Origin of the sequence: Falsihalocynthiibacter sp. SS001, from assembly GCF_042445055.1 — a bacterium.
Taxonomy (GTDB): Bacteria; Pseudomonadota; Alphaproteobacteria; order Rhodobacterales; family Rhodobacteraceae; genus Falsihalocynthiibacter.
Genome location: NZ_CP170339.1, coordinates 1,116,799 through 1,135,006, shown reverse-complemented (window position 1 = coordinate 1,135,006; position 18,208 = coordinate 1,116,799). Strand labels below are relative to the sequence as shown.

General features: G+C 54.3%; 17 protein-coding genes. 5 read left to right on the top strand and 12 right to left on the bottom strand.

The genetic code is table 11. From position 1 onward, the window contains the following. Positions 1 to 2: 2 nt before the first annotated feature. From ACFE33_RS05575 to ACFE33_RS05545, 7 genes are all read right to left on the bottom strand, one after another. Positions 3 to 839 (bottom strand): carbohydrate ABC transporter permease, encoded by an 837-nt coding sequence (locus ACFE33_RS05575; RefSeq protein ID WP_380057934.1) that lies wholly within the window; start codon positions 837 to 839, stop codon positions 3 to 5. An 8-nt stretch (positions 840 to 847) separates the two neighbouring features. Continuing rightward, entirely contained in the window at positions 848 to 1,756 is a 909-nt protein-coding gene (locus ACFE33_RS05570; protein WP_380057932.1) for a carbohydrate ABC transporter permease, read from the bottom strand. 23 nt (positions 1,757 to 1,779) lie between these two features. Continuing rightward, on the bottom strand, positions 1,780 to 3,039 hold the full coding sequence (locus ACFE33_RS05565) for an ABC transporter substrate-binding protein (RefSeq protein ID WP_380057930.1): 1,260 nt from the start codon (positions 3,037 to 3,039) through the stop codon (positions 1,780 to 1,782). A 46-nt stretch (positions 3,040 to 3,085) separates the two neighbouring features. Continuing rightward, positions 3,086 to 4,237 carry a PLP-dependent transferase gene (locus tag ACFE33_RS05560; protein ID WP_380057928.1) on the bottom strand — a complete coding sequence of 384 codons (1,152 nt, stop codon included), beginning with the start codon at positions 4,235 to 4,237 and terminating at the stop codon, positions 3,086 to 3,088. After that, the gene (locus ACFE33_RS05555; RefSeq protein ID WP_380057926.1) at positions 4,230 to 4,973 is read right to left on the bottom strand and encodes a FadR/GntR family transcriptional regulator; all 744 of its coding nucleotides are present in this window, start codon (positions 4,971 to 4,973) and stop codon (positions 4,230 to 4,232) included. Before ACFE33_RS05555 ends, ACFE33_RS05560 begins: the two co-directional genes overlap by 8 nt. Positions 4,974 to 5,149: 176 nt before the next feature. Beyond that, positions 5,150 to 6,022, bottom strand: a complete 873-nt coding sequence (locus tag ACFE33_RS05550; protein ID WP_380057924.1) for an EamA family transporter — start codon at positions 6,020 to 6,022, stop codon at positions 5,150 to 5,152. Between the two features lie 12 nt (positions 6,023 to 6,034). Further along, positions 6,035 to 6,988, bottom strand: a complete 954-nt coding sequence (locus ACFE33_RS05545) for a dihydrodipicolinate synthase family protein (protein ID WP_380057923.1) — start codon at positions 6,986 to 6,988, stop codon at positions 6,035 to 6,037. A 171-nt stretch (positions 6,989 to 7,159) separates the two neighbouring features. Here ACFE33_RS05545 and ACFE33_RS05540 point away from each other — a divergent pair, with 171 nt between their 5' ends. Further along, positions 7,160 to 7,951, top strand: a complete 792-nt coding sequence (locus ACFE33_RS05540) for an aspartate dehydrogenase (RefSeq protein ID WP_380057921.1) — start codon at positions 7,160 to 7,162, stop codon at positions 7,949 to 7,951. A gap of 11 nt (positions 7,952 to 7,962) precedes the next feature. After that, complete coding sequence (locus ACFE33_RS05535) at positions 7,963 to 8,910, top strand: LysR substrate-binding domain-containing protein (RefSeq protein ID WP_380057919.1); 948 nt, start codon at positions 7,963 to 7,965, stop codon at positions 8,908 to 8,910. Positions 8,911 to 8,949: 39 nt separating this feature from the next. Here ACFE33_RS05535 and ACFE33_RS05530 read toward each other — a convergent pair whose 3' ends face one another. The 5 genes from ACFE33_RS05530 to kynU all read right to left on the bottom strand — a co-directional run bounded on the left by ACFE33_RS05530 (position 8,950) and on the right by kynU (position 15,222). Beyond that, complete coding sequence (locus ACFE33_RS05530; RefSeq protein WP_380057917.1) at positions 8,950 to 10,695, bottom strand: hypothetical protein; 1,746 nt, start codon at positions 10,693 to 10,695, stop codon at positions 8,950 to 8,952. A 237-nt stretch (positions 10,696 to 10,932) separates the two neighbouring features. Next, on the bottom strand, positions 10,933 to 12,423 hold the full coding sequence (locus ACFE33_RS05525) for a tripartite tricarboxylate transporter permease (protein ID WP_380057915.1): 1,491 nt from the start codon (positions 12,421 to 12,423) through the stop codon (positions 10,933 to 10,935). A gap of 10 nt (positions 12,424 to 12,433) precedes the next feature. Next, complete coding sequence (locus tag ACFE33_RS05520) at positions 12,434 to 12,856, bottom strand: tripartite tricarboxylate transporter TctB family protein (RefSeq protein WP_380057913.1); 423 nt, start codon at positions 12,854 to 12,856, stop codon at positions 12,434 to 12,436. 62 nt (positions 12,857 to 12,918) lie between these two features. Then, positions 12,919 to 13,860 carry a tripartite tricarboxylate transporter substrate binding protein gene (locus ACFE33_RS05515; RefSeq protein ID WP_380057911.1) on the bottom strand — a complete coding sequence of 314 codons (942 nt, stop codon included), beginning with the start codon at positions 13,858 to 13,860 and terminating at the stop codon, positions 12,919 to 12,921. A 111-nt stretch (positions 13,861 to 13,971) separates the two neighbouring features. Next, positions 13,972 to 15,222 (bottom strand): kynureninase, encoded by a 1,251-nt coding sequence (gene kynU, locus ACFE33_RS05510; RefSeq protein ID WP_380057909.1) that lies wholly within the window; start codon positions 15,220 to 15,222, stop codon positions 13,972 to 13,974. Between the two features lie 117 nt (positions 15,223 to 15,339). Here kynU and ACFE33_RS05505 point away from each other — a divergent pair, with 117 nt between their 5' ends. The 3 genes from ACFE33_RS05505 to ACFE33_RS05495 all read left to right on the top strand — a co-directional run bounded on the left by ACFE33_RS05505 (position 15,340) and on the right by ACFE33_RS05495 (position 18,175). Then, positions 15,340 to 16,050, top strand: coding sequence for a GntR family transcriptional regulator (locus ACFE33_RS05505; protein ID WP_380057908.1), 711 nt, complete (start codon positions 15,340 to 15,342; stop codon positions 16,048 to 16,050). Between the two features lie 104 nt (positions 16,051 to 16,154). Next, complete coding sequence (locus ACFE33_RS05500) at positions 16,155 to 17,585, top strand: NAD-dependent succinate-semialdehyde dehydrogenase (protein WP_380057906.1); 1,431 nt, start codon at positions 16,155 to 16,157, stop codon at positions 17,583 to 17,585. A gap of 26 nt (positions 17,586 to 17,611) precedes the next feature. Further along, entirely contained in the window at positions 17,612 to 18,175 is a 564-nt protein-coding gene (locus ACFE33_RS05495) for a 3-hydroxyanthranilate 3,4-dioxygenase (RefSeq protein WP_380057905.1), read from the top strand. The last annotated feature ends 33 nt before the right edge of the window (positions 18,176 to 18,208 follow it).

The window sequence follows — 18,208 nt, the reverse complement described above, 5'->3', positions numbered from 1 at the left end:
TCCTATCCTTTGACCGCGCCGGACGTGAGGCCCTGCACGAGATAACGCTGAATGAAAATAAAGAAGAGACAGCTTGGAATAAGCGCCAGCACACCAGCGGCCATCATTTGCCCCCAATCCACCGAGAATTTCGACACGAATGTCAAAAGTCCGACAGGGAAGGTCATTGCCTCGTTCTTGGAAATCAGCATGAGCGCAAAGAGAAGCTCTGACCATGCCGCAGTAAAGACAAACCCAAGCGTCGCCCCAAGCCCCGGAAGTGTAAGCGGGAATATAACCTTGGCGAGCGCCTGAAATCGCGTACAACCATCCATCATCGCGGCTTCCTCTAGGTCCTTAGGAATTCCGTCAAAGAACGACTGCATCAGGAAGGTCGCGAATGGCACGTTGAACGCGGTGTAGACAACGATCAACGACGTGAGCGAGTTAAGCATCCCGAACGATGCGACGATCTTGTAAATGGGCGCGATGATCATCAGAAGCGGGAACATCTGGGTGATCAACATCACCGCGATCAGAAGCTTCTTTCCCACGAAGTTAAACCGAGAAAACGCATACCCCGCCGCCGCCGCAACTAGCGTTGTAGCCGCCGCGGTGCCCAAAGAAACATACAACGAGTTCCCGAAGTAAGCGAGGAAATCTGTCTGAAAGACGACTGTTCTAAAGTTGCTGAAGGTGACCTCCGAGGGCCACAAATTGGTTCCTTCAGTATAGATCAATTGATCCGGAGTAATCGCGATCTTTAGCAGCCAATAGAGCGGAAAGAGCGCGAACGTAAGATAAGCGAGCAAGGCTGTGTACTTGCCGGCGGTCAAGATCGGTTTCGTTGCATGTGCCATGTGTTACCTCAAATCTTGACCAGCTTCTTGCGAAGCCAAAGGACCACAACCGCATAGACCAGCAATATCGCCAAAAGAGCCACAGCGATCGCCGACGCATAACCGAAATCAAGTTTGCGGAATGCGGTTGTAAACACATAAGAGCTCAGAATCTGGGTTGAGTTCGCGGGCCCGCCACCTGTCATAACAAAGATCAGATCGGCAAAGTTCGCGATCCAGATTGTGCGGAGCATGACGGTTATCGCGATCATCGGAGCAAGGAACGGAAGCGTAATTTTTGTAAATGTCTGCCACGCAGATGCGCCGTCAATCTCGGCGGCCTCGTAAAGCTCGCTTGGAATAGATTGTAATGCGGCCAAGAGCGTAATGGCGAAAAACGGAACTCCGAACCAGATGTTCGCCACGATCGGCCCCCACATCGCAAGGTCCGGATCGCCCATAATATTGTAAGGCTCGGAGAGAATACCAAGTGACGTCATCCAGTGCGGCAGAGGGCCGATCACGGGATTAAATAGCCACGCCCATGTCAGCGCAGAGAGGAATGTCGGAACGGCCCACGGCAAGAAAACAAGCGCCTGAAATAGCTTCTTGCCGACGAAATGCGTGTTCAACAACATCGCCAATCCCAACCCTAGAAGGAATTGGAAACTTATTGACCAGAACGTCCACCAAAAGGTGTTTTCCAGCGCAATCCAGAACTTGCGATCAGTCCAGAGCTCTTTGTAGTTCTCAAAACCCACCCATCCGGTGTTGAACGGATTGAGCAGCTCAATAGACTGAAAAGAATACGAAATACCAATAATCAGCGGGATCATCATCACCACACCGATCAAAACAATAGCAGGTGATAGATAGAGGAAAGGCTCGACCATATACTGCCAGTAAAGCGAGCGCCTTGCCCGGGTCTCCCCGGGCACGACGTCATTTTTCTTACGCGAGATCACTGTTTAGCCTGCCATTTCGCGTATTCTTCGGTAAGAAGCTCGGCCCACTCGTCCGCTACTTCTTGCGCAGTGCGTTGACCCAACAGGGCTTCCTGACTTGTTTCAAGCAACACTGTGCTGGCGAAATAGCCCCACTGCTCAAGGTATGTCGGCATAACGGTCGGCTCGTACTGCTCTCCGTTTAGTTCTTCGAACCAGCCTTTGAACTGCTCGGTCTGGAAGTGTGGGTCACGGTCGGCGCCAGTGTGGATAGGAATAACGCCTACACGCTTTGCCCATGTCGAATTGGCTTCTGGTGCAGACAAGGCCGCTACAAGATCAAATGCCTCTTTCTCGTGTTCGGTTGATTCAAAGATCGACCAACCCGCAAAACCGATCGTCGGGAATGCTTTGCCCGCGGGGCCAACTGGCATCGGAATAACGGCAAAGTCTTCTTCGGGCATACGCTCGGAAATCGCGATCAGCGCGTCAGGATCCTGATCAAGGAAGGCGCATGTGCCGGAATAGAAGCCAGCAACGATTTCGTTAAAACCCCAGTTCACAGAGTCCTTAGGAGCGTAACCTTTTTGATAGAGGTCCATCATGAACTGGATACCCTCAACCGAACCGGGCTCGTTGATGCGGCTCTGACCGTCTTCGGTAAAGAATTCGTTGGTGCCGTTCATCGTTGCACCGAACATGATCCAGCCGTTCGTCCCGCCGGGACCTCCGCGAAGACAGTAGCCGGACTTGCCTTCAAGCTCGGATACTGCTGCGGATGCGGCCATGAATTCTTCCATGGTTGCTGGTGGTGCATCCACACCCGCTTCGGCGAGGAGTTTCTTGTTGTAGAACATCGCGCGCAGATAGAAGCCGTATGGGATCATATAAAGATCGCCAGCTTGCGAGCCCATCGCGAGTGTTTTCTCGGTCAGAGTATCACCATGCTCCCAGTTGGCCACCTGATCCTTCAGGCTCTTGAGTTGTCCCGAACCCGCATAGAGCGCCTGCCATGTGTCGGGCATTTCGACTACGTCAGGGATATCGCCGCCCGCAACCATCGTTGCCAGCTTCTCGAAGGCCTGCCCCCAAGGGAGACTTACGATCTCGACTGTTACGTCAGGGTTGGCCGCTTCGTATTGATCGACCATACCTTGCAGAACTTCGGTCCGCTCAGGGCTTGTGATTACTTCCACAAGTTTCAGCGTGGTTTCGGCCATTGCGCTACTTGCGAAAAGCATCGCAGCGGCACTCAATCCAGTTAGTGTATATTTCATTTAAAGTATCCTCCTTGTGTTGATGTTCAGCGTCTTGTTATTGCCGTTAGGCCGCGCTTTTGCTGAGGGCGTTTTGGAAATCCGCCCAAAGGTCTTCTGTGTCCTCAAGCCCAAGATTCAGGCGAACCAAGTTGGGCGAGACACCAAATGTCTGCATGGAATTTTTGGGCCCTGCCTGCGCAAGCCCCACTCGTGCGGGAAGGATCAGGCTCTCGAACCCTCCCCAACTGACGCCCAGTCGAAAATGCGTGAGTGCGTCAGAAAATTTCGGGATATCGACACTATCGTCAAACTCGACGGACATAAGCCCAGAGCGCCCCGTCAATCCGGGAACTTCGTTCGCGCCCGGGCTGTTCACTTTGCGAACCTGTGGAAGCGTAGCAAGGCGATCGACGAATGTGTTCGCCGTGGCATGGTGCTGCATCATTCGTGCATGAAGTGTGCGCAAACCACGCGTAAGAAGGAATGCCTCAAACGGAGCGAGCTTCGCCCCAAGGAGAGGTAGCGTCAAATCACGGATGCGGGTGATGTGTTCTTGGGAGGAAACCACAACACCCGCAACCGTATCCGAATGGCCTGAAATATACTTAGAGGCCGAGTGGATGACGATATCGACACCAAGCGCCAAAGGACGCTGGAATACTGGGGTCGCCCATGAATTATCGATCATGGACAGCGCGCCGTGGCGCTTTGCATGTTCAGTGACGCGCGGAAGGTTTACGGGCACGAAGACTACTGAACTCGGGCTTTCGAGATAAACAATATCAACCCCCGCAAGGAGATCGTCTTGCTCCTCTAACTCGGCGGCGGAGTGATAGGTAACGTCAACACCGAACGGGCGTAGCATCTGCTCCATGAATTTATAGGTATCGGGATATACATGCTCTACACAGGCAATGCGGCATCCCGGTTTTACAAAAGCCAAGAGCGTCGATGAAATCGCGGCGATACCCGATGCAAATCCAACGGCGGCCTCCCCGCCTTCCGCATCAGCCATAAGCGCTTCAAATGCGGCCACGGTCGGATTCTGTACACGTGTGTAGATGGACTTGTTTGTGCGCCCCGCCATGCGGTCCTCGAACGCCTGATAGTTCTCAAACGCAAAGAGCGATGTTTGCACGATCGGCGGTGTTACTGCGCCTGTCTCATCGTCAAACACCGAGGCCATCAATGTCGCGAGCTGTTTGTCTTCAGACATCTTGCCCCTCCAAGACCTTGCGCACTTCTTCTTCGACCATATCCATTATTCGTCCCATTATTTCTGCTGCCTTGTCCCCGTCTCCGCTCGCAATCGCCTGCGCGAGGTCGGGGTGAAGCGGAATTGTCGCCTGCCCCAGATGCGCCTGACCAAATGGAGCGTCGTAGATCGTGTGAAAGCCCTCTTGGATCTGACTGATCAACTGATGAAACAGCGGATTCCCAGAGGCTTCGTGAATTGCGTTGTGAAACCGAAAGTCAGCAGCGCGCCAATCCTCGTTTGCGTCGTAAATCGCCATCAGTTCTGCCACCCGCGCGAGGATAGTTTTGCCCTGCTGCTCGGTGACATTCTGCGCGGCAACTCTTACCGCTTCGATTTCGAGTGGGCGGCGAACTGCGTGCGTCCGCAAGAGACTCTCTGCTTCCAACTTCACGGTGACAGGAAGGTGGATTGCCTTGGAAAAAACCTCAGCGGCCAACCGTGTCCCTGCTTTCTTATTGCGCGTAACGATGCCCATGTTTTGCCACGCAACGAGCGCTTCGCGCACCTTGGAGCGCCCGACGTTCAGCTTCTTGGCGATCTCCACCTCGGGGGGCAAACGATCACCGACACCCAACTCTGCACGCTCAATCATAAGCGAGAGCGCCTCAAGCACATCGCGCTTGCTACCTGTTGCCTCGAGATGCTGAAGCGCATCCATCGAAGGGCTGGTTTCTTTGGTTACAGGCTTGGACACGTGACACCTTTTGTTAGGTCATGCCCAAACGCTACATTTAATGTCCTACAAAATCAATATAATGTGTGACATTAAAATTAGTTATTAAATCATATATTTAAATGAAAAATACAAACTATCGCTTGAGCAAGAATTCCACCAGCAGCCAGAATTTTCACTGATTCCCCGCCTTCCCGTCAGCCAATGGAAAGCAAAAGCGTTCCACCAATCACAAAGGCCAGCGCAACTCGAAAACGGGTGCTCCGCAAGTGGGTTTCCTTCAGCAGGATTGCAGCGAAGACTGAAGTGAACATCACGTCCAGCGCGCCGATAAGAGACACCGACGTTACGGAGGTATTGAGCAAAGCAAAGAGTTGAAGCGTCTGACCAAAGGATAACAAGAGCGCGCTACACAAGAACCAACCGCTGCGGTCGATGAGGAGATAGCGCAGACGCTCCGCGCGCCGCGGGGCCACACATATCCACAGCCCATAGCAAACCACGCCCGCCATCGCGCCGACGAATGTAGCAAAGATTGGATCAGGAACGATCTCTAGGCCCATTTTTCGGAGCGTATAGGACAGCGCATAGGCGACAGCAGACCCCAGCCCAAACAATATCCCCGCTCTAGAGGTCAATTGCCCCGAGCGCGCAGAGAATATCAAAACACCGCATAGAATAAGCGCCCCGCCAATCAGTTGTGCCTGCACGGGCAACTCACCGAGCAACAGCACACTAAAGACAATCGCAAACAGCGGAATAAAGCGGCGCAACATGCTCGCGCCGACCGAGCCGATGAGCTCGGTCGAGCGGTACATCCCAATTCGCCCTAACACGGTGGCAAAAACGCCCGCGATTGCAAATATACCAATCGCACTCGGCCAGTTCGCTTCTGGCCAACTAGACGAAGGCGCGGCCAACCAGAGTATTCCAGTTAGCAGCGCCGTGGTGGCGACAGACAGGAATACGCCGCCATCCCCTCGCCGAAATGGACGCCCTTTGGCAATCGACACTCCTGCCAATCCATAGAACGCGGCGGACAGGAGTGCGATCAATTCACCCAAGGGCATCACCATTTTGCCCTAGAGCTTTAGCCCGCATCCTTGAAACGCTTCGCAGACCGCCGCTTTTTCGGCCTCTGTCAGTTCCAGCATTGGGCGGCGTACGTGCCCACTTACTTGTCCAAGCAATTCTTGCCAGTATTTTCCAAACGCCTGAGGCTTATCGGCGGGGCGCGAGCGCGCCATTGCCTCGCGGACGGGGTTTAGGCTGTCTCGTACACGGCGCGCCTCTGCGAATTTGCCCTGAAACGCCAACTGTGTGTATTCATGCATGCGTTTATCGTTGGCAGTCTGAAGCTGATAGGGCGGCGACGAACAGAGGTAGAGCTTCCAGTTCAGCTCCTCAATATTGTCGAGCCATTCCTCCTCGGAAGCCGTAGAGACCTGAATTTTGTCGCCGATCATATGCGACAAGCGCACATACATTTCGCGCGGAACAGAGTACTTGATCGCAACAATATTGGGCAACTCTGCGATGCGCGCGCATTCTTCGGGCTGCATGATATACCCGCTGTCAGGGTGGCTCCACATGGCGATGCCGATATTAAGTTGGTCGCAGAGCGCCTTGTAATATTGATACAAAACCTCGCCGCGATCATGAACAAAACTCAGAACAGGCGCATGAACAACGATATAATCCGCGCCGCAGGCCTCGGCATGGCGACCAAGCTCAAGAACGGTATTAAAGTTCTGATCCGACACCGACATAATCGTACCCGCACGACCGCCACATTCATCAACAGCGATTTCAAAGTTGCGCTTACGCTCCTCAAGGCTCATCGAGAAAAACTCACCCTGCTTGCCAGCAATGAACAGACCTTGAATATCAAGATCGTCAATCCAGTGACGGATGTTTGAGCGCAGCCCATTTTCGTTCAACGACATATCCTCGTTGAAGGGATTGAGCGCAGCGGCCCAGATGCCCTTCATGGTCTCGCGGGCATAATCTTTTGCATCGAGCTTGGAGTATTTCATCACGCATCCTTGTGTTTTCGGGGGCGGCGGAAGCAGGCCCGTTCTGGCGCTGAATTTCACTTGCTAATGCGAGAATGACAAATCGAAAGAAGTAATCCTGATATAACGAAAATTATTACCAAAAGCGCCTGAATGCCGATATTCATGATTTAACTACAGAAGGATTCCCCCATGAACATCACCCTCATCGGCTTTGGTGCAATTGCGCAATACGTTATGGAACAGCTAGAGAATACGCCCCATCGCGTAAGCCACGTTATCGTTCCCAGCGATTCGCTTAAGCGGTATGAGGCTAATCATATGGGCGCCGCAAAATTTGTTACCCAACTATCGGATGTGACCGAAGACATTGATCTGTTCATCGACTGCGCCGGACATGGTGGGCTGCGCGATCATGGCCTCGAGATTTTGCGCGCGGGTCATGACCTTTTGACGGTGTCGATCGGAGCATTGGCGGATGCTGCCCTCTCAGAGAAATTGGACACCGCCGCAAAAGAAGGCAACGGCACATTGCATTTGGTGTCAGGGGCCATCGGCGGGCTTGATGCGCTTCGGGCGGCACGAATCGGCGCGCTTGAAACCGTGCGTTACGTCGGGCGCAAGCCGCCCAAGGGGTGGATTGGCTCTCCTGCGGAGGGCGTGCTTGACCTCGCCAATCTGTCGACGCCCACGCCCCATTTTAGCGGATCTGCCAGAGAGGCTGCGCAGCAATATCCCAAGAATGCAAACGTTGCTGCGGCTGTCGCGCTCTCTGGTGTTGGGTTTGGCGCCACACAGGTTGAGCTCATCGCGGACCCAAACATTTCGCAAAATATCCATGAAATCACTGCCAATGGCGATTTTGGACAGTTCACCTTTACAATAGAAGGCAATCCGCTACAGGCTAATCCGCGAACCTCTGCGCTTGCTGCCATGAGCGTTATCGCGAGCATTCACCAACATGCCGCGCGCATGAAATTCTAGGAGTGTCCCATTTGGTCAGTCACCACACACGGATCATCGAGAAGGTTCAGACGCGCCTAAAGTTCCGCCAGTTGCGGTTGCTTGTGGCCGTGGGGCGGCATCAAAACATCCAGAACGCCGCACGAGAATTGAACGTATCACAACCCGCCGCGACCAAGATGATCAAGGATATGGAGCTGGATTTCGAAGTCCAACTCTTTGATCGCACCAATCGAGGCGTGATCCCCACGGCCTATGGAGAGGCGCTCATCCGGCACGGACAGCTTATCCTGACACAGGTAGCGAACGCGGCCCAGGAATTGGACGACCTTCATGACGGAAGCAGCGGACGCGTTGTTGTGGGCTCGTTGCTTGCTGCTTCGTCTTGGCTCTTGCCCACAGCGATAGAAAAGCTCATGGCAACCCGCGCGAATGTCGCGATCAAGGTTGTGGATGGCACGAACGACGCCTTGATGCCCGCCTTGCGAACTGGCGAGATTGACCTTGTGGTCGGGCGATTGCCCATTCACCGTCACCGAGACGAGATCGCGCAAAAGAAGCTCTTTGACGAAACTATCGTTGCAGTTGTGGGCCGTGATCATCCGCTAGCAGGGCAAAAGGCGCTTGATTTTGAAGCGATGAAACCCTTCGGCTGGATACTCCCACCGCCAGAAACAAGCCTGCGACGACAGGTTGATAGCTTCTTTGGCAGTCAGGGGCTCTATTCTTCGCCAGTTGCGCTTGAGTCGGTTTCATACCTTGTGAACCGCGCGCTACTGCAAACCCAACCGCTTGTTGCGCTCATGCCAAGCCACGTTCCGCAACAGGACATCGAGCAAGGAAACTTGGTACGGCTGGATTGGAAAGTTCCATTCGGCTCGCGCCCCGTGGGTGTATCATACAACGCCAAGGCACGCCTTTCCCCGGCGGCCCGCGAGTTGGTGCGCTGCCTTGTAGAAACGGCAAACACCCAAGAATAAATGGCCCCGCGCTCTAACGGAGCCATCCATATTCACCATTTATTGCGCACGTGGCGGCCAGACAGCCTCTGGAACGCCAGTCATTGGCTCCCCCAAAAGAGGGCTGCTCAGCGCATAGACACCGTTCACCGCAAACGCCCAGATGATATTCCGGTCATATTCCGTGAAGACCGCAAAGACCGCGTTATCAAAGGTCCAATCCGGCACCTCATCCGTCGTGGGGAAGCTTGGAACATAGTAGCCCGCGATTGTTGGATTAACTGGGTCCTGAACGTCATAAATCTGGATACCAGCATTGTAGAACGCATAGATGGCCAAACCGTCACGCCCACGACCAGGCTGATCAATCCCCCCCGACCGCTTGGGGCCAAAGCTGCCGCGACGCTGGCAATAATCCGTAAACTCTGCGTCCTCTGGTGGTGTCGGCCGCGGGAAAACGGCGGCAATTTTCGGCTCTGCGGGGTTCTGGACATCGATTGAGTAGATGTCCTTGTACGGCTCAAAGCAGTTGGCGTTCATCGGATATCCGTTGCTGAACACATGGCCCGTACGCACGTATTGGCTAACGTCCACGTTGTCGAACTCCGTGCCTGCAAAGCTCGGCGGGACCTGAACATTGCCCAGCGGCTTAGCGTTTGCCGGATCCGTCAGATCAAACGTCCAGAACCCAAGGCCACCCATTCCGCCAAACCCGACAGAACCGCCATCCTCAATCGGAGCAGCAACCGCAAGCGGGTTGCGCGACCCCATCCAAGAGGTCCGATTGCCTGCGCGCGGGTTCTCAAGATATGCGGCGACATCATCTGGGTTGTCGATATTCTGGCCCGGAACGGAAAGCTGTTTCACGAATGTCGGGTTCGCGGGATCGCTCATGTCCCAAATCTGAAATCCGGGGGAATGCAGATAATCCGGATACTCCGTCAGAGCGTAACTATCGTCAGGTGCCGCCGAGAGGACCATATACTGGCCGCCAAACCACGTTGGTGCGTCAAGCGAACCAGAGCCTTCTTGCTCGCCGATGGGTGCATCGGGGTTCTTGCGGTCGGTCGTACGAGTTGCGATCAATTCCCAATCGTCAGGCGTTGGGCCGTTCATCGCATAAACCTTAAAGCCCTTGAGCGAGGTATAGTTGCGGACAAGGTCCACCCCTGCGGCGTCCTCGGATTTGCGCCCCATCACGCCAAAGCGCCCCACCTCATAGGATGCCACGAGTACATTTTTCTGTAGTCCCTCGTGCCATGCAATCGTGATACCGCCGAAGTAGTTTTCGACATTCTTGGAGTCAAAATCTGCATCAGAGCCTTCAGGCCCCCAAACACCGCCTTCGCTATATACTTCGACGGCATTGGCGGGATCGGTCACATTGAGGATACGCAAGTAATCGCGATCATGTGCATAGAGAAAGCGGCGGCCATCCATATCTACGACGTTCGCCCATGCGTGCCACGGCGATGTTACCGTCGGATAGAACGCGAGTAACTCGACATTTTCAGCGTAGGTATTCTGATCCCAGTGATCCAGCTGTCCCGGAAAATCAGGTGCCCAGCCAGAGAGCGGCGAGGAGGTCGGGGCAACAAACTCGCCATTTTCACCTATCATACCGTAGTCTTTGCCGGCTTCTGGCTCAGCTGGCGGATTGTGGGGCGTCGCGTCGAACCATTTTTGGACATATGGATCCTTAATATCGATCACGCCTGGCGTGCCGCCCTCACCTCCTGCGGCTATCGCCGACGAAGTGTATAAGGCACTGCAAAGCAGTATAGCGGTTGAAGTTCTGAGGGGCATTTTCATCTCCGAGTTGGTAGCGCCCTCTTGCTTGGGGCGTTTGGGTTTAGGGGCAGATCAACAGTCGTAAATGATCAACCTTCCCAACCAGAGTGGCCGCGCCTTGCTACTAAGAGCAATGTCAAAGGCGGCAATCAGATATCCAAAAAACCTATGACAGAGTAGAACGCCAAAAAAGCGAAACCGCCGCCGACGGGTTATTGGCGGCGGCGGCTACAAACATGCGAACGCTGGCGATTAACGCAGATGTTTGCGCGCAAACATCACAAGGAACACGACATTCACGCCCAAAAGCGCGAGCCCCACTGGATAGTGAAGCAACTCCACGATTTGACCACCTGTCAGGCTATAGGCTTGCGAAACGGTTGTCTCAAAACGAGACCCAAGGAAGAACGCGATGATGAACACGATCACCGAATATCCAAAGGCTGAAAGCACAAGTCCCAACACCGTGCAAACCAGCATCGTATACAGGCCGAACATCCCCCCCGCTCCGAGGTAAACCCCGACAATACAGAGCAACAAAGCGATAGCAAAAATCACAACTTCAGGCGCTCTGACCACCGTAGACCACAGGCGCATACCCGCTTGACCAACCCAGAAGTTCATGAAGTTCGCAGCGATCATCGCGCCAAACAGGCCATAGATCAATTCAGCTTGCTGCGTAAACAGCAACGGACCGGGCTGAATGCCGTGAATTTTGAATGCACCAATCAACAATGCGGCACCAACACTCCCCGGGATACCGAGCGTTAACAACGGGATAAGGTTCGCTCCGACAACTGCCGAGTTTGCGGATTCCGCCGCGGCAATGCCCTGAATATTCCCTTTGCCGAAGCTATCGGGATCCTGCGAACTCTCGCGGGTGGATGCATAGGAAATAAACGCCGCAGCGGTCGAACCGATACCGGGCAAAGCGCCCAATACGGTACCAATTGACGCGCCGCGAAGCATAGCAAACCGGCAAGACCAATATTCCGCCCAGCTTATCCGTCGATCTTCGGCAGGTTGATTGCGTGGAATATCAATGGCGGGGCGTGAAGTCCCCATTCCAGCCGCAAGACGGCGCAGAACTTCTGGCATTACGAGAATACCGAGGGCAATGGCCTCTAGCGGGATACCGTCATAAAGCTCCACATACCCGAATATCAAACGTGGCGTCGCATACTCAGGGTCCAATCCGATCGTTGCACAGAACAACCCAAGCAAGAGCGCTATCGCACCTTTGGCGACCGTGTCGCTCACGAGGCAAACGATGATCGTAAAGGCAAACAACAGCAGGAACAGAATTTCCACAGGCCCAAGTTTAAGCGCAACAATCGCAAGCGGCGCCGATACGGTGATCAGGATAATATCGCTCGCAGTATCGCCCGTTACCGAAGAGTAGAGCGCCATGCGCATCGCCTTGAGCGGCTTACCCTGCTTGGCGAGCGGGAAGCCGTCGAGCGCGGTGGCGGCGGCATCCGGCGTTCCGGGGGTATTGATCAAAACCGCCGGAACCGCACCGCCGACAAGCCCCCCTTTGCCGATCCCCACAAGGAAGGAAATGCCCACCAACGGGTCCATGACAAAGGTAAACGGAATAGCAATGGCAATCGCCATAATCGGGCCGATCCCTGGGACCGCGCCAACAAACTGGCCAATGATCACCCCAGCCAGAATATAAAGCAGGACCACGGGCGTGAACGTCCCTGAGAGCCCTGCGATGATTGTATCAAAAGGTACCAATTTTATTCTCCTAGGGCAGCAATCGTCCGAGAAGCACCTCAAAGAAAAGCCAGATCGAAACCGGCCCAATCAATGCTCCGAGCGCGAGCCAAAGCGGGCGGCGCTCTCCGACAATCAACAGCAGTACGGCGGCGAGTACGGGTGCGACATACTCAAAGCCAAAGTATTCCATCGCGATCACACCGACCGTCGTTAGGACTAAAAACATCCCGACTTTGCGGGCCTGTGCAGCGTCAATCATAACTTGATCACGTTCGCGAAGGGCGACAATCGCGCCGAAAATGCCGATCAGTGCGGCATAGAAAACAGGGAGTGCCTGTGGCGGTATAGAGCCGTCCGGATAAACCGTTTCCGTTTGCGCGGGAATTACCACCCAAATCAGCGCGGCTGCCAAAAGCACAAAAAAGACGCCAGAGGCGCGATTGATCGACATTCTGTCCTCCCTCAAAAATTCTGGCCCCGTAGGGCCAGAAATGTTGCGTTAAGTTTGATTGTTTATTCGCTGAACAGCGCGCCTATGGGACCAAGAGTGTCGTGCATCATCTGGCGCGTACCATCCGACCCCAAGTTCGTAGCGGGAGCATTAACCGAGTTCTGTACAACGTTTTTCACATCCTCATGTGCAACCGCGGCGGCCATTGCATCAACAAGCGCGGTCTTTACCTCCGCTGGAAGGTTTCCTGGCGCTGCGACATAGAAATACGGCGCGATGAAAAGGTCATACCCACCTTCAATCAGCGTCGAAACGTCAGGCGCATAGCTTAGGCGCTCATTTGAAAGGCTGGCGATTGTCTTGATTTGGCCATCCTCAACAAACGGTAGGTGGCCACCAGTGCCGAACGCCGCATCCACTTGTCCGCCCAACAGAAGCTTGGTCATTTCAACGCCGCTCTCGGCCTTAACCATACGGAATGTCACGCCTTCGGCCGCGCCGATTTTCTGCATGATTGCTTTGGTGTCTGGCGCATCCCAAGCAACTGTCGCCGAGCCATTTTCCTTGGCGTGTTCGATCAGCCCTTTGACGTCGTCAAATTTTGCGTCAGCCCCCGCAATTAGCGCGGTTTCAGCAACGGTGATGGTACCGATGTAATCAAAGCTATCGATGTCGAACGGAACGGAATCCGGACGCTCGTTCAGTACCATGAGCGGCGGAATATTCACCGCCATTCCCAAGACCAAGCCGTTTGGCTCTTCTTTCACCAAACCGCTGAGCATGGCAACGCCACCCCCACCGGGGCGGTTTTCAACGATCACGTCCCATCCAGTTTGCTTTTCCATTGTCGCGGCCAAAACGCGACCCATGGTGTCTGTCTCTCCCCCTGCGCCGAAACCAACACGCAGAACGATCGGCTCCTCTGGTGCCCAATCGGCAGCGGCGAGCGGTGTTGCAGTGGCCGCAATCAACACCGCAGTTTTTAGAAATGATACCAGCTTCATACTTTCCTCCATTGAGAAACTGTGGACTTAACGCGCAAAAATCGGCGCGCAGCTATCGTGCGGAGGGCCGCGTGGGCCTTCCGTTGTTGTCTTGTTCAGTTGTGAGAGTGCTTAGGTGACGGTCGCGACGACGTTAAAGCGATCCTCTTTCCACTCGTCGGCCTTCATCACTTCATAGAGATGGTTTGCAGCATCCCATATATCGACATACCGCAAATACAGCGGCGCAAACCCAAACCGCATCACGTTGGGCTGACGGAAGTCGCCAATCACACCGCGCGCAATAAGTGCCTGAACAATGGCATAACCACCTTCGTCACGTGTCAATGAGACCTGACCGTTGCGTAGCGACGAATCCTTTGGGCTGTAAAATCCGATCCCGAATTCATCCGCAAAGCTTTCTACAAGCTCGACAAAGAAATCCGAAAGCGAACGACCTTTGACGTAGAGCTCGTCGATTGTGACGTCGTCAAAAACCTCAAGGCCGGACTGCAATGCCCGCATGGAAAGCGTGTGCTGTGTTCCACAAAGCAATGCGCGCGCTCCTTCGCCTTGGCGATAGTTCTGCTCAAATTTGAACGGCGCAGCATGACCGTGCCAACCCGAGAGCGGCTGCGTAAACTTGCCGTGATGACGCTTAGCGACATATGCGTATGCAGGAGAACCAGGACCACCGTTGAGGTATTTATAAGTACAGCCAACCGCGAAATCGACGTTCAGATCGTGCAGATCAACAGGGATCACGCCCGCCGAATGGCAGAGGTCAACAACGACCAACGCACCGCGCTCATGCGCCAACTCGGTCAATGCCTTGAGGTCACGGATCACACCCGAGCGATAATCAACGTGGTTCACCATGACAACGGCAGTATTTTCGTCAATCAAATATTCTATACGATCTGCATCACGCCCCTCAAGAACAACGTTCACGTCCTTAAGTGTCGAGGTCACGCCCTCGGTCATATACAAATTTGTTGGGAACGAAGTACCCTCTGCGACGATCGTTTTGCGATCAGGGCGCATCGAGAGTGCCGCATGTAGAGTTTTATAGACGTTAAGCGAAGTTGTATCGCACACTACAAGCTCACCATCACCCGCGCCGAGAAGATGCGCGATTTTGTCGCCGAGCGTATCTGTGAGCATAAACCAACCAGCGGTATTATGGCTTCGGATCAAACCCTTAGCCCACTCTTCACGCATTGTTTTGTCGATGCTGTCAAACACGGCTTTAGGTGCAGGACCCAGCGAATTGCCGTCCAGATAGATCGTGCCCTCCTCAATGAAAAATTCGTCGCGCTTACGCGCCAGCGAATCCTGTGCATCCAGGTCCAATGCCTCTTGGCGGCTAATCTGAAGTGACATCTGCTTTCCTTCTCGAACTATATATGTATCATGCGAGCATACGATCGCAAATGCGACTATATACGATTTTTTAATTCGTATACGATTTGACGCACAATTCTGTCAAGGAGTCAAGGGATGGACGAAACCACAATCTCAAAATCGGAGCTGGCCTACCAGTTTTTGCTCTCTCGTTTAATCGAGGCAAAGATCTTGCCCGAAGCCCCGCTTCGCATTCAAGCGCTTGGAACGGAAAGCGGATTAGGGGTCACTCCGATGCGCGAGGCGCTTCGTCGGCTAGAGAGCGAGAGATTTGTGGTGATGGAAAACAATCGCGGCTTTCGTGCTGCGGCGGTCACCCACGAGGAACTCGCCGATCTGGAAAACTCGCGACTCGTTGTCGAAAGCGCCCTATTGTCGGAGGCAATTCGCTATGGCGATGATGACTGGGAGGCGCACATCCTTTCGGCGCATCACATGCTAAAGAAGGCCGTTGATCCCACAACAACCGAGGATTTCGATGAACTGCGCACTTGGGCAGCACGTCACCGTAATTTCCATAATGCCTTGCTCGGGGCGTCGCGCACACGGTGGCTGAATCGCTTCTATAGCCAGATCACCAATCATCTGGACCGCCATTTCTTTAGTATGTTCACAGGACCAGGGCGCGCCAAATATCTGGATGGAACAGACCTGTTGAATGAAACACGCAGCGTGCTTGGCATCGAACATCACACGCGCCTGATGGATGCCGCGCTTGATCGAAATATGGAGCTTGCCTATTCCATACTCGCCGAACACGTCGGATTTACCCGCGCATTTTTTGATCGTGTCGAGGCCAAGGAGTAAGCTCACAGGTATTCAATTTCTTGATAGCTGCATTCCGTGGATTTAGTTGAATGTGATGTCGAACCTGCGCGTATTGGAGGCCCAATGCAAGGAGGCACAGGCATATGTATCCAGATCTCAACCTTTTCATCGACGGCGCATGGCGCAAGTCCAAACGCGACATGCCGGTTGTGAACCCAGCAACCGAAGAAGAAATCGGCCGCCTTCCCTGCGCGGAACGGAGCGATCTGGACGATGCCCTATTGGCCGCGGAAGAAGGCTTCAATATCTGGAGTAGAACAAGCCCACGCGAGCGCGCCGACACCATATTGCGTGCCGCCAAACTCCTACGCGAGCGCCAAGAAGAGATCGCGCACTCGATCACGTTGGAACATGGCAAGCCCCTAAAGCAAGCCCGCCTAGAGGTCATTCGCGGCGCCGAGTTCTTTGAATGGGACGCAGGCGAGGCAATGAGAACCTACGGTCGCGTTATCCCCGCGCCGCAAGGGTCCAAATTCTCGGTGCATCATCAACCAATCGGCGTGGTCTCGGCCTTCTCCCCTTGGAACTTCCCGATGAGCCAGCCTGCACGCAAAATCGGCGGAGCCTTGGCGTCAGGATGTTCAATCATCCTCAAGGCCGCAGAAGAAACCCCCGCTGGCGCGCTCCACATTGCTCGCGCCTTTCAAGACGCTGGCCTCCCCGACGGTGTGCTGAACCTCGTGTTCGGCGAACCAGCAGAGATTTCCAGTTATCTGATTGCGCATGAGTCCGTGCGTCTCGTGGCGTTCACGGGTTCGACGATTGTCGGCCAGCACCTCACCAACTTAGCGTCGAAACACATGACCTCGGTTTTGATGGAGCTTGGCGGCCATGCCCCCGTGATCGTCTGCGAGGACGCCGATGTTCAGAAAGCCGCAATCAGTGGCGCAATTCGCAAGATGCGCAATGCCGGACAGGTTTGTACCTCTCCCACACGGTTCTTTGTGCATGAACAGATATTTGAAGAATTCACCGAGGCATTCGTTGCGCGCGCTGCGGCTACGGTTGTTGGCAATGGTTTGGACGACGCGACCGAGATGGGACCAACAGCCAATCCAAGGCGCATTCCGACGCTCACAGATTTGGTTGATGACGCACGCGCTTGCGGTGCAGACGTACGGACTGGCGGCGCACAATGGGGCGAGAGCGGGTATTTCTTTGAACCCACGGTCTTGGTGAACGTTCCCGACAACGCAAAAATCATGCAGGAAGAACCCTTCGGCCCCATCGCCGTAATCAACCCCGTTGCCTCGCTTGACGAAGCCATCGCCAAGGCCAACTCCGTTCCTTACGGCCTCGCGGGATACGCGTTCACCAACCGCGCGGATTATATTGATCGGCTGATCGATGAGGTCGAGGTCGGCAATCTTTCGATCAATACGCTTGAGGCTTCGATGCCCGAAACCCCCTTTGGTGGCGTCAAATCCAGCGGCTATGGGCGCGAAGGCGGCGCCGAAGGGCTCGACAACTACATGGTCATCAAAAACGTCTGGCATTCTCGCGAGATTGCCTAAACAACTGAAAAAACGAGGAGAAGCAAATGCCAAACCATCCCAGACTGAAGGCCTTCAATTTCCAGAAATGGGTCGAAGACAACGCAGACAAGCTTAAGCCGCCAGTGGGCAATCAGCTTCTTCATAAAGAAGGTGACATGATCGTTATGGTCGTCGGCTCTCCGAACACACGGATGGATTTCCACGACGATCCGGTTGAGGAATGGTTCTATCAGGTTAAGGGCGACATGATGCTCAAGATCGCGGACGAGGGTAAAATCTATGACATCCCGATCCGCGAAGGCGAGGTCTTTATGCTCCCGCCTCATGTGCGCCACGCGCCGCAACGCCCCCAAGAAGGATCGCTCGGCATTGTGGTTGAGGCCCCGCGCCAGCCAGGAATGGTCGAAGGGTTTGAATGGTACTGCTTTGACTGCGAAGCCCGTGTCCACCGTGTCGAAGTCGCGCTCGACAGCCCTGAAGGGATCGTAACTGAGCTTCCAAAAATCTACGAAGCCTTTGACAAAAGCATCGAAGACCGCACCTGCCCGAACTGTGGAACAGTCCACCCCGGGCGCGGCAAGCCACCCGCAGACTGGGTGCAACTCTAGGTCACTGTCGACGTTTCAGCACACTAGCCAGAT

Coding starts and splice junctions, on each gene's coding strand:
- ACFE33_RS05505 (WP_380057908.1), top strand. CDS start 15,340: ATGGACGAAACCACAATCTCAAAATCGGAGCTGGCCTACCAGTTTTTG.
- ACFE33_RS05575 (WP_380057934.1), bottom strand. CDS start 839: ATGGCACATGCAACGAAACCGATCTTGACCGCCGGCAAGTACACAGCC.
- ACFE33_RS05545 (WP_380057923.1), bottom strand. CDS start 6,988: ATGAAATACTCCAAGCTCGATGCAAAAGATTATGCCCGCGAGACCATG.
- ACFE33_RS05500 (WP_380057906.1), top strand. CDS start 16,155: ATGTATCCAGATCTCAACCTTTTCATCGACGGCGCATGGCGCAAGTCC.
- ACFE33_RS05520 (WP_380057913.1), bottom strand. CDS start 12,856: ATGTCGATCAATCGCGCCTCTGGCGTCTTTTTTGTGCTTTTGGCAGCC.
- ACFE33_RS05515 (WP_380057911.1), bottom strand. CDS start 13,860: ATGAAGCTGGTATCATTTCTAAAAACTGCGGTGTTGATTGCGGCCACT.
- ACFE33_RS05495 (WP_380057905.1), top strand. CDS start 17,612: ATGCCAAACCATCCCAGACTGAAGGCCTTCAATTTCCAGAAATGGGTC.
- ACFE33_RS05560 (WP_380057928.1), bottom strand. CDS start 4,237: ATGTCTGAAGACAAACAGCTCGCGACATTGATGGCCTCGGTGTTTGAC.
- ACFE33_RS05565 (WP_380057930.1), bottom strand. CDS start 3,039: ATGAAATATACACTAACTGGATTGAGTGCCGCTGCGATGCTTTTCGCA.
- ACFE33_RS05550 (WP_380057924.1), bottom strand. CDS start 6,022: ATGCCCTTGGGTGAATTGATCGCACTCCTGTCCGCCGCGTTCTATGGA.
- kynU (WP_380057909.1), bottom strand. CDS start 15,222: ATGTCACTTCAGATTAGCCGCCAAGAGGCATTGGACCTGGATGCACAG.
- ACFE33_RS05540 (WP_380057921.1), top strand. CDS start 7,160: ATGAACATCACCCTCATCGGCTTTGGTGCAATTGCGCAATACGTTATG.
- ACFE33_RS05530 (WP_380057917.1), bottom strand. CDS start 10,695: ATGCCCCTCAGAACTTCAACCGCTATACTGCTTTGCAGTGCCTTATAC.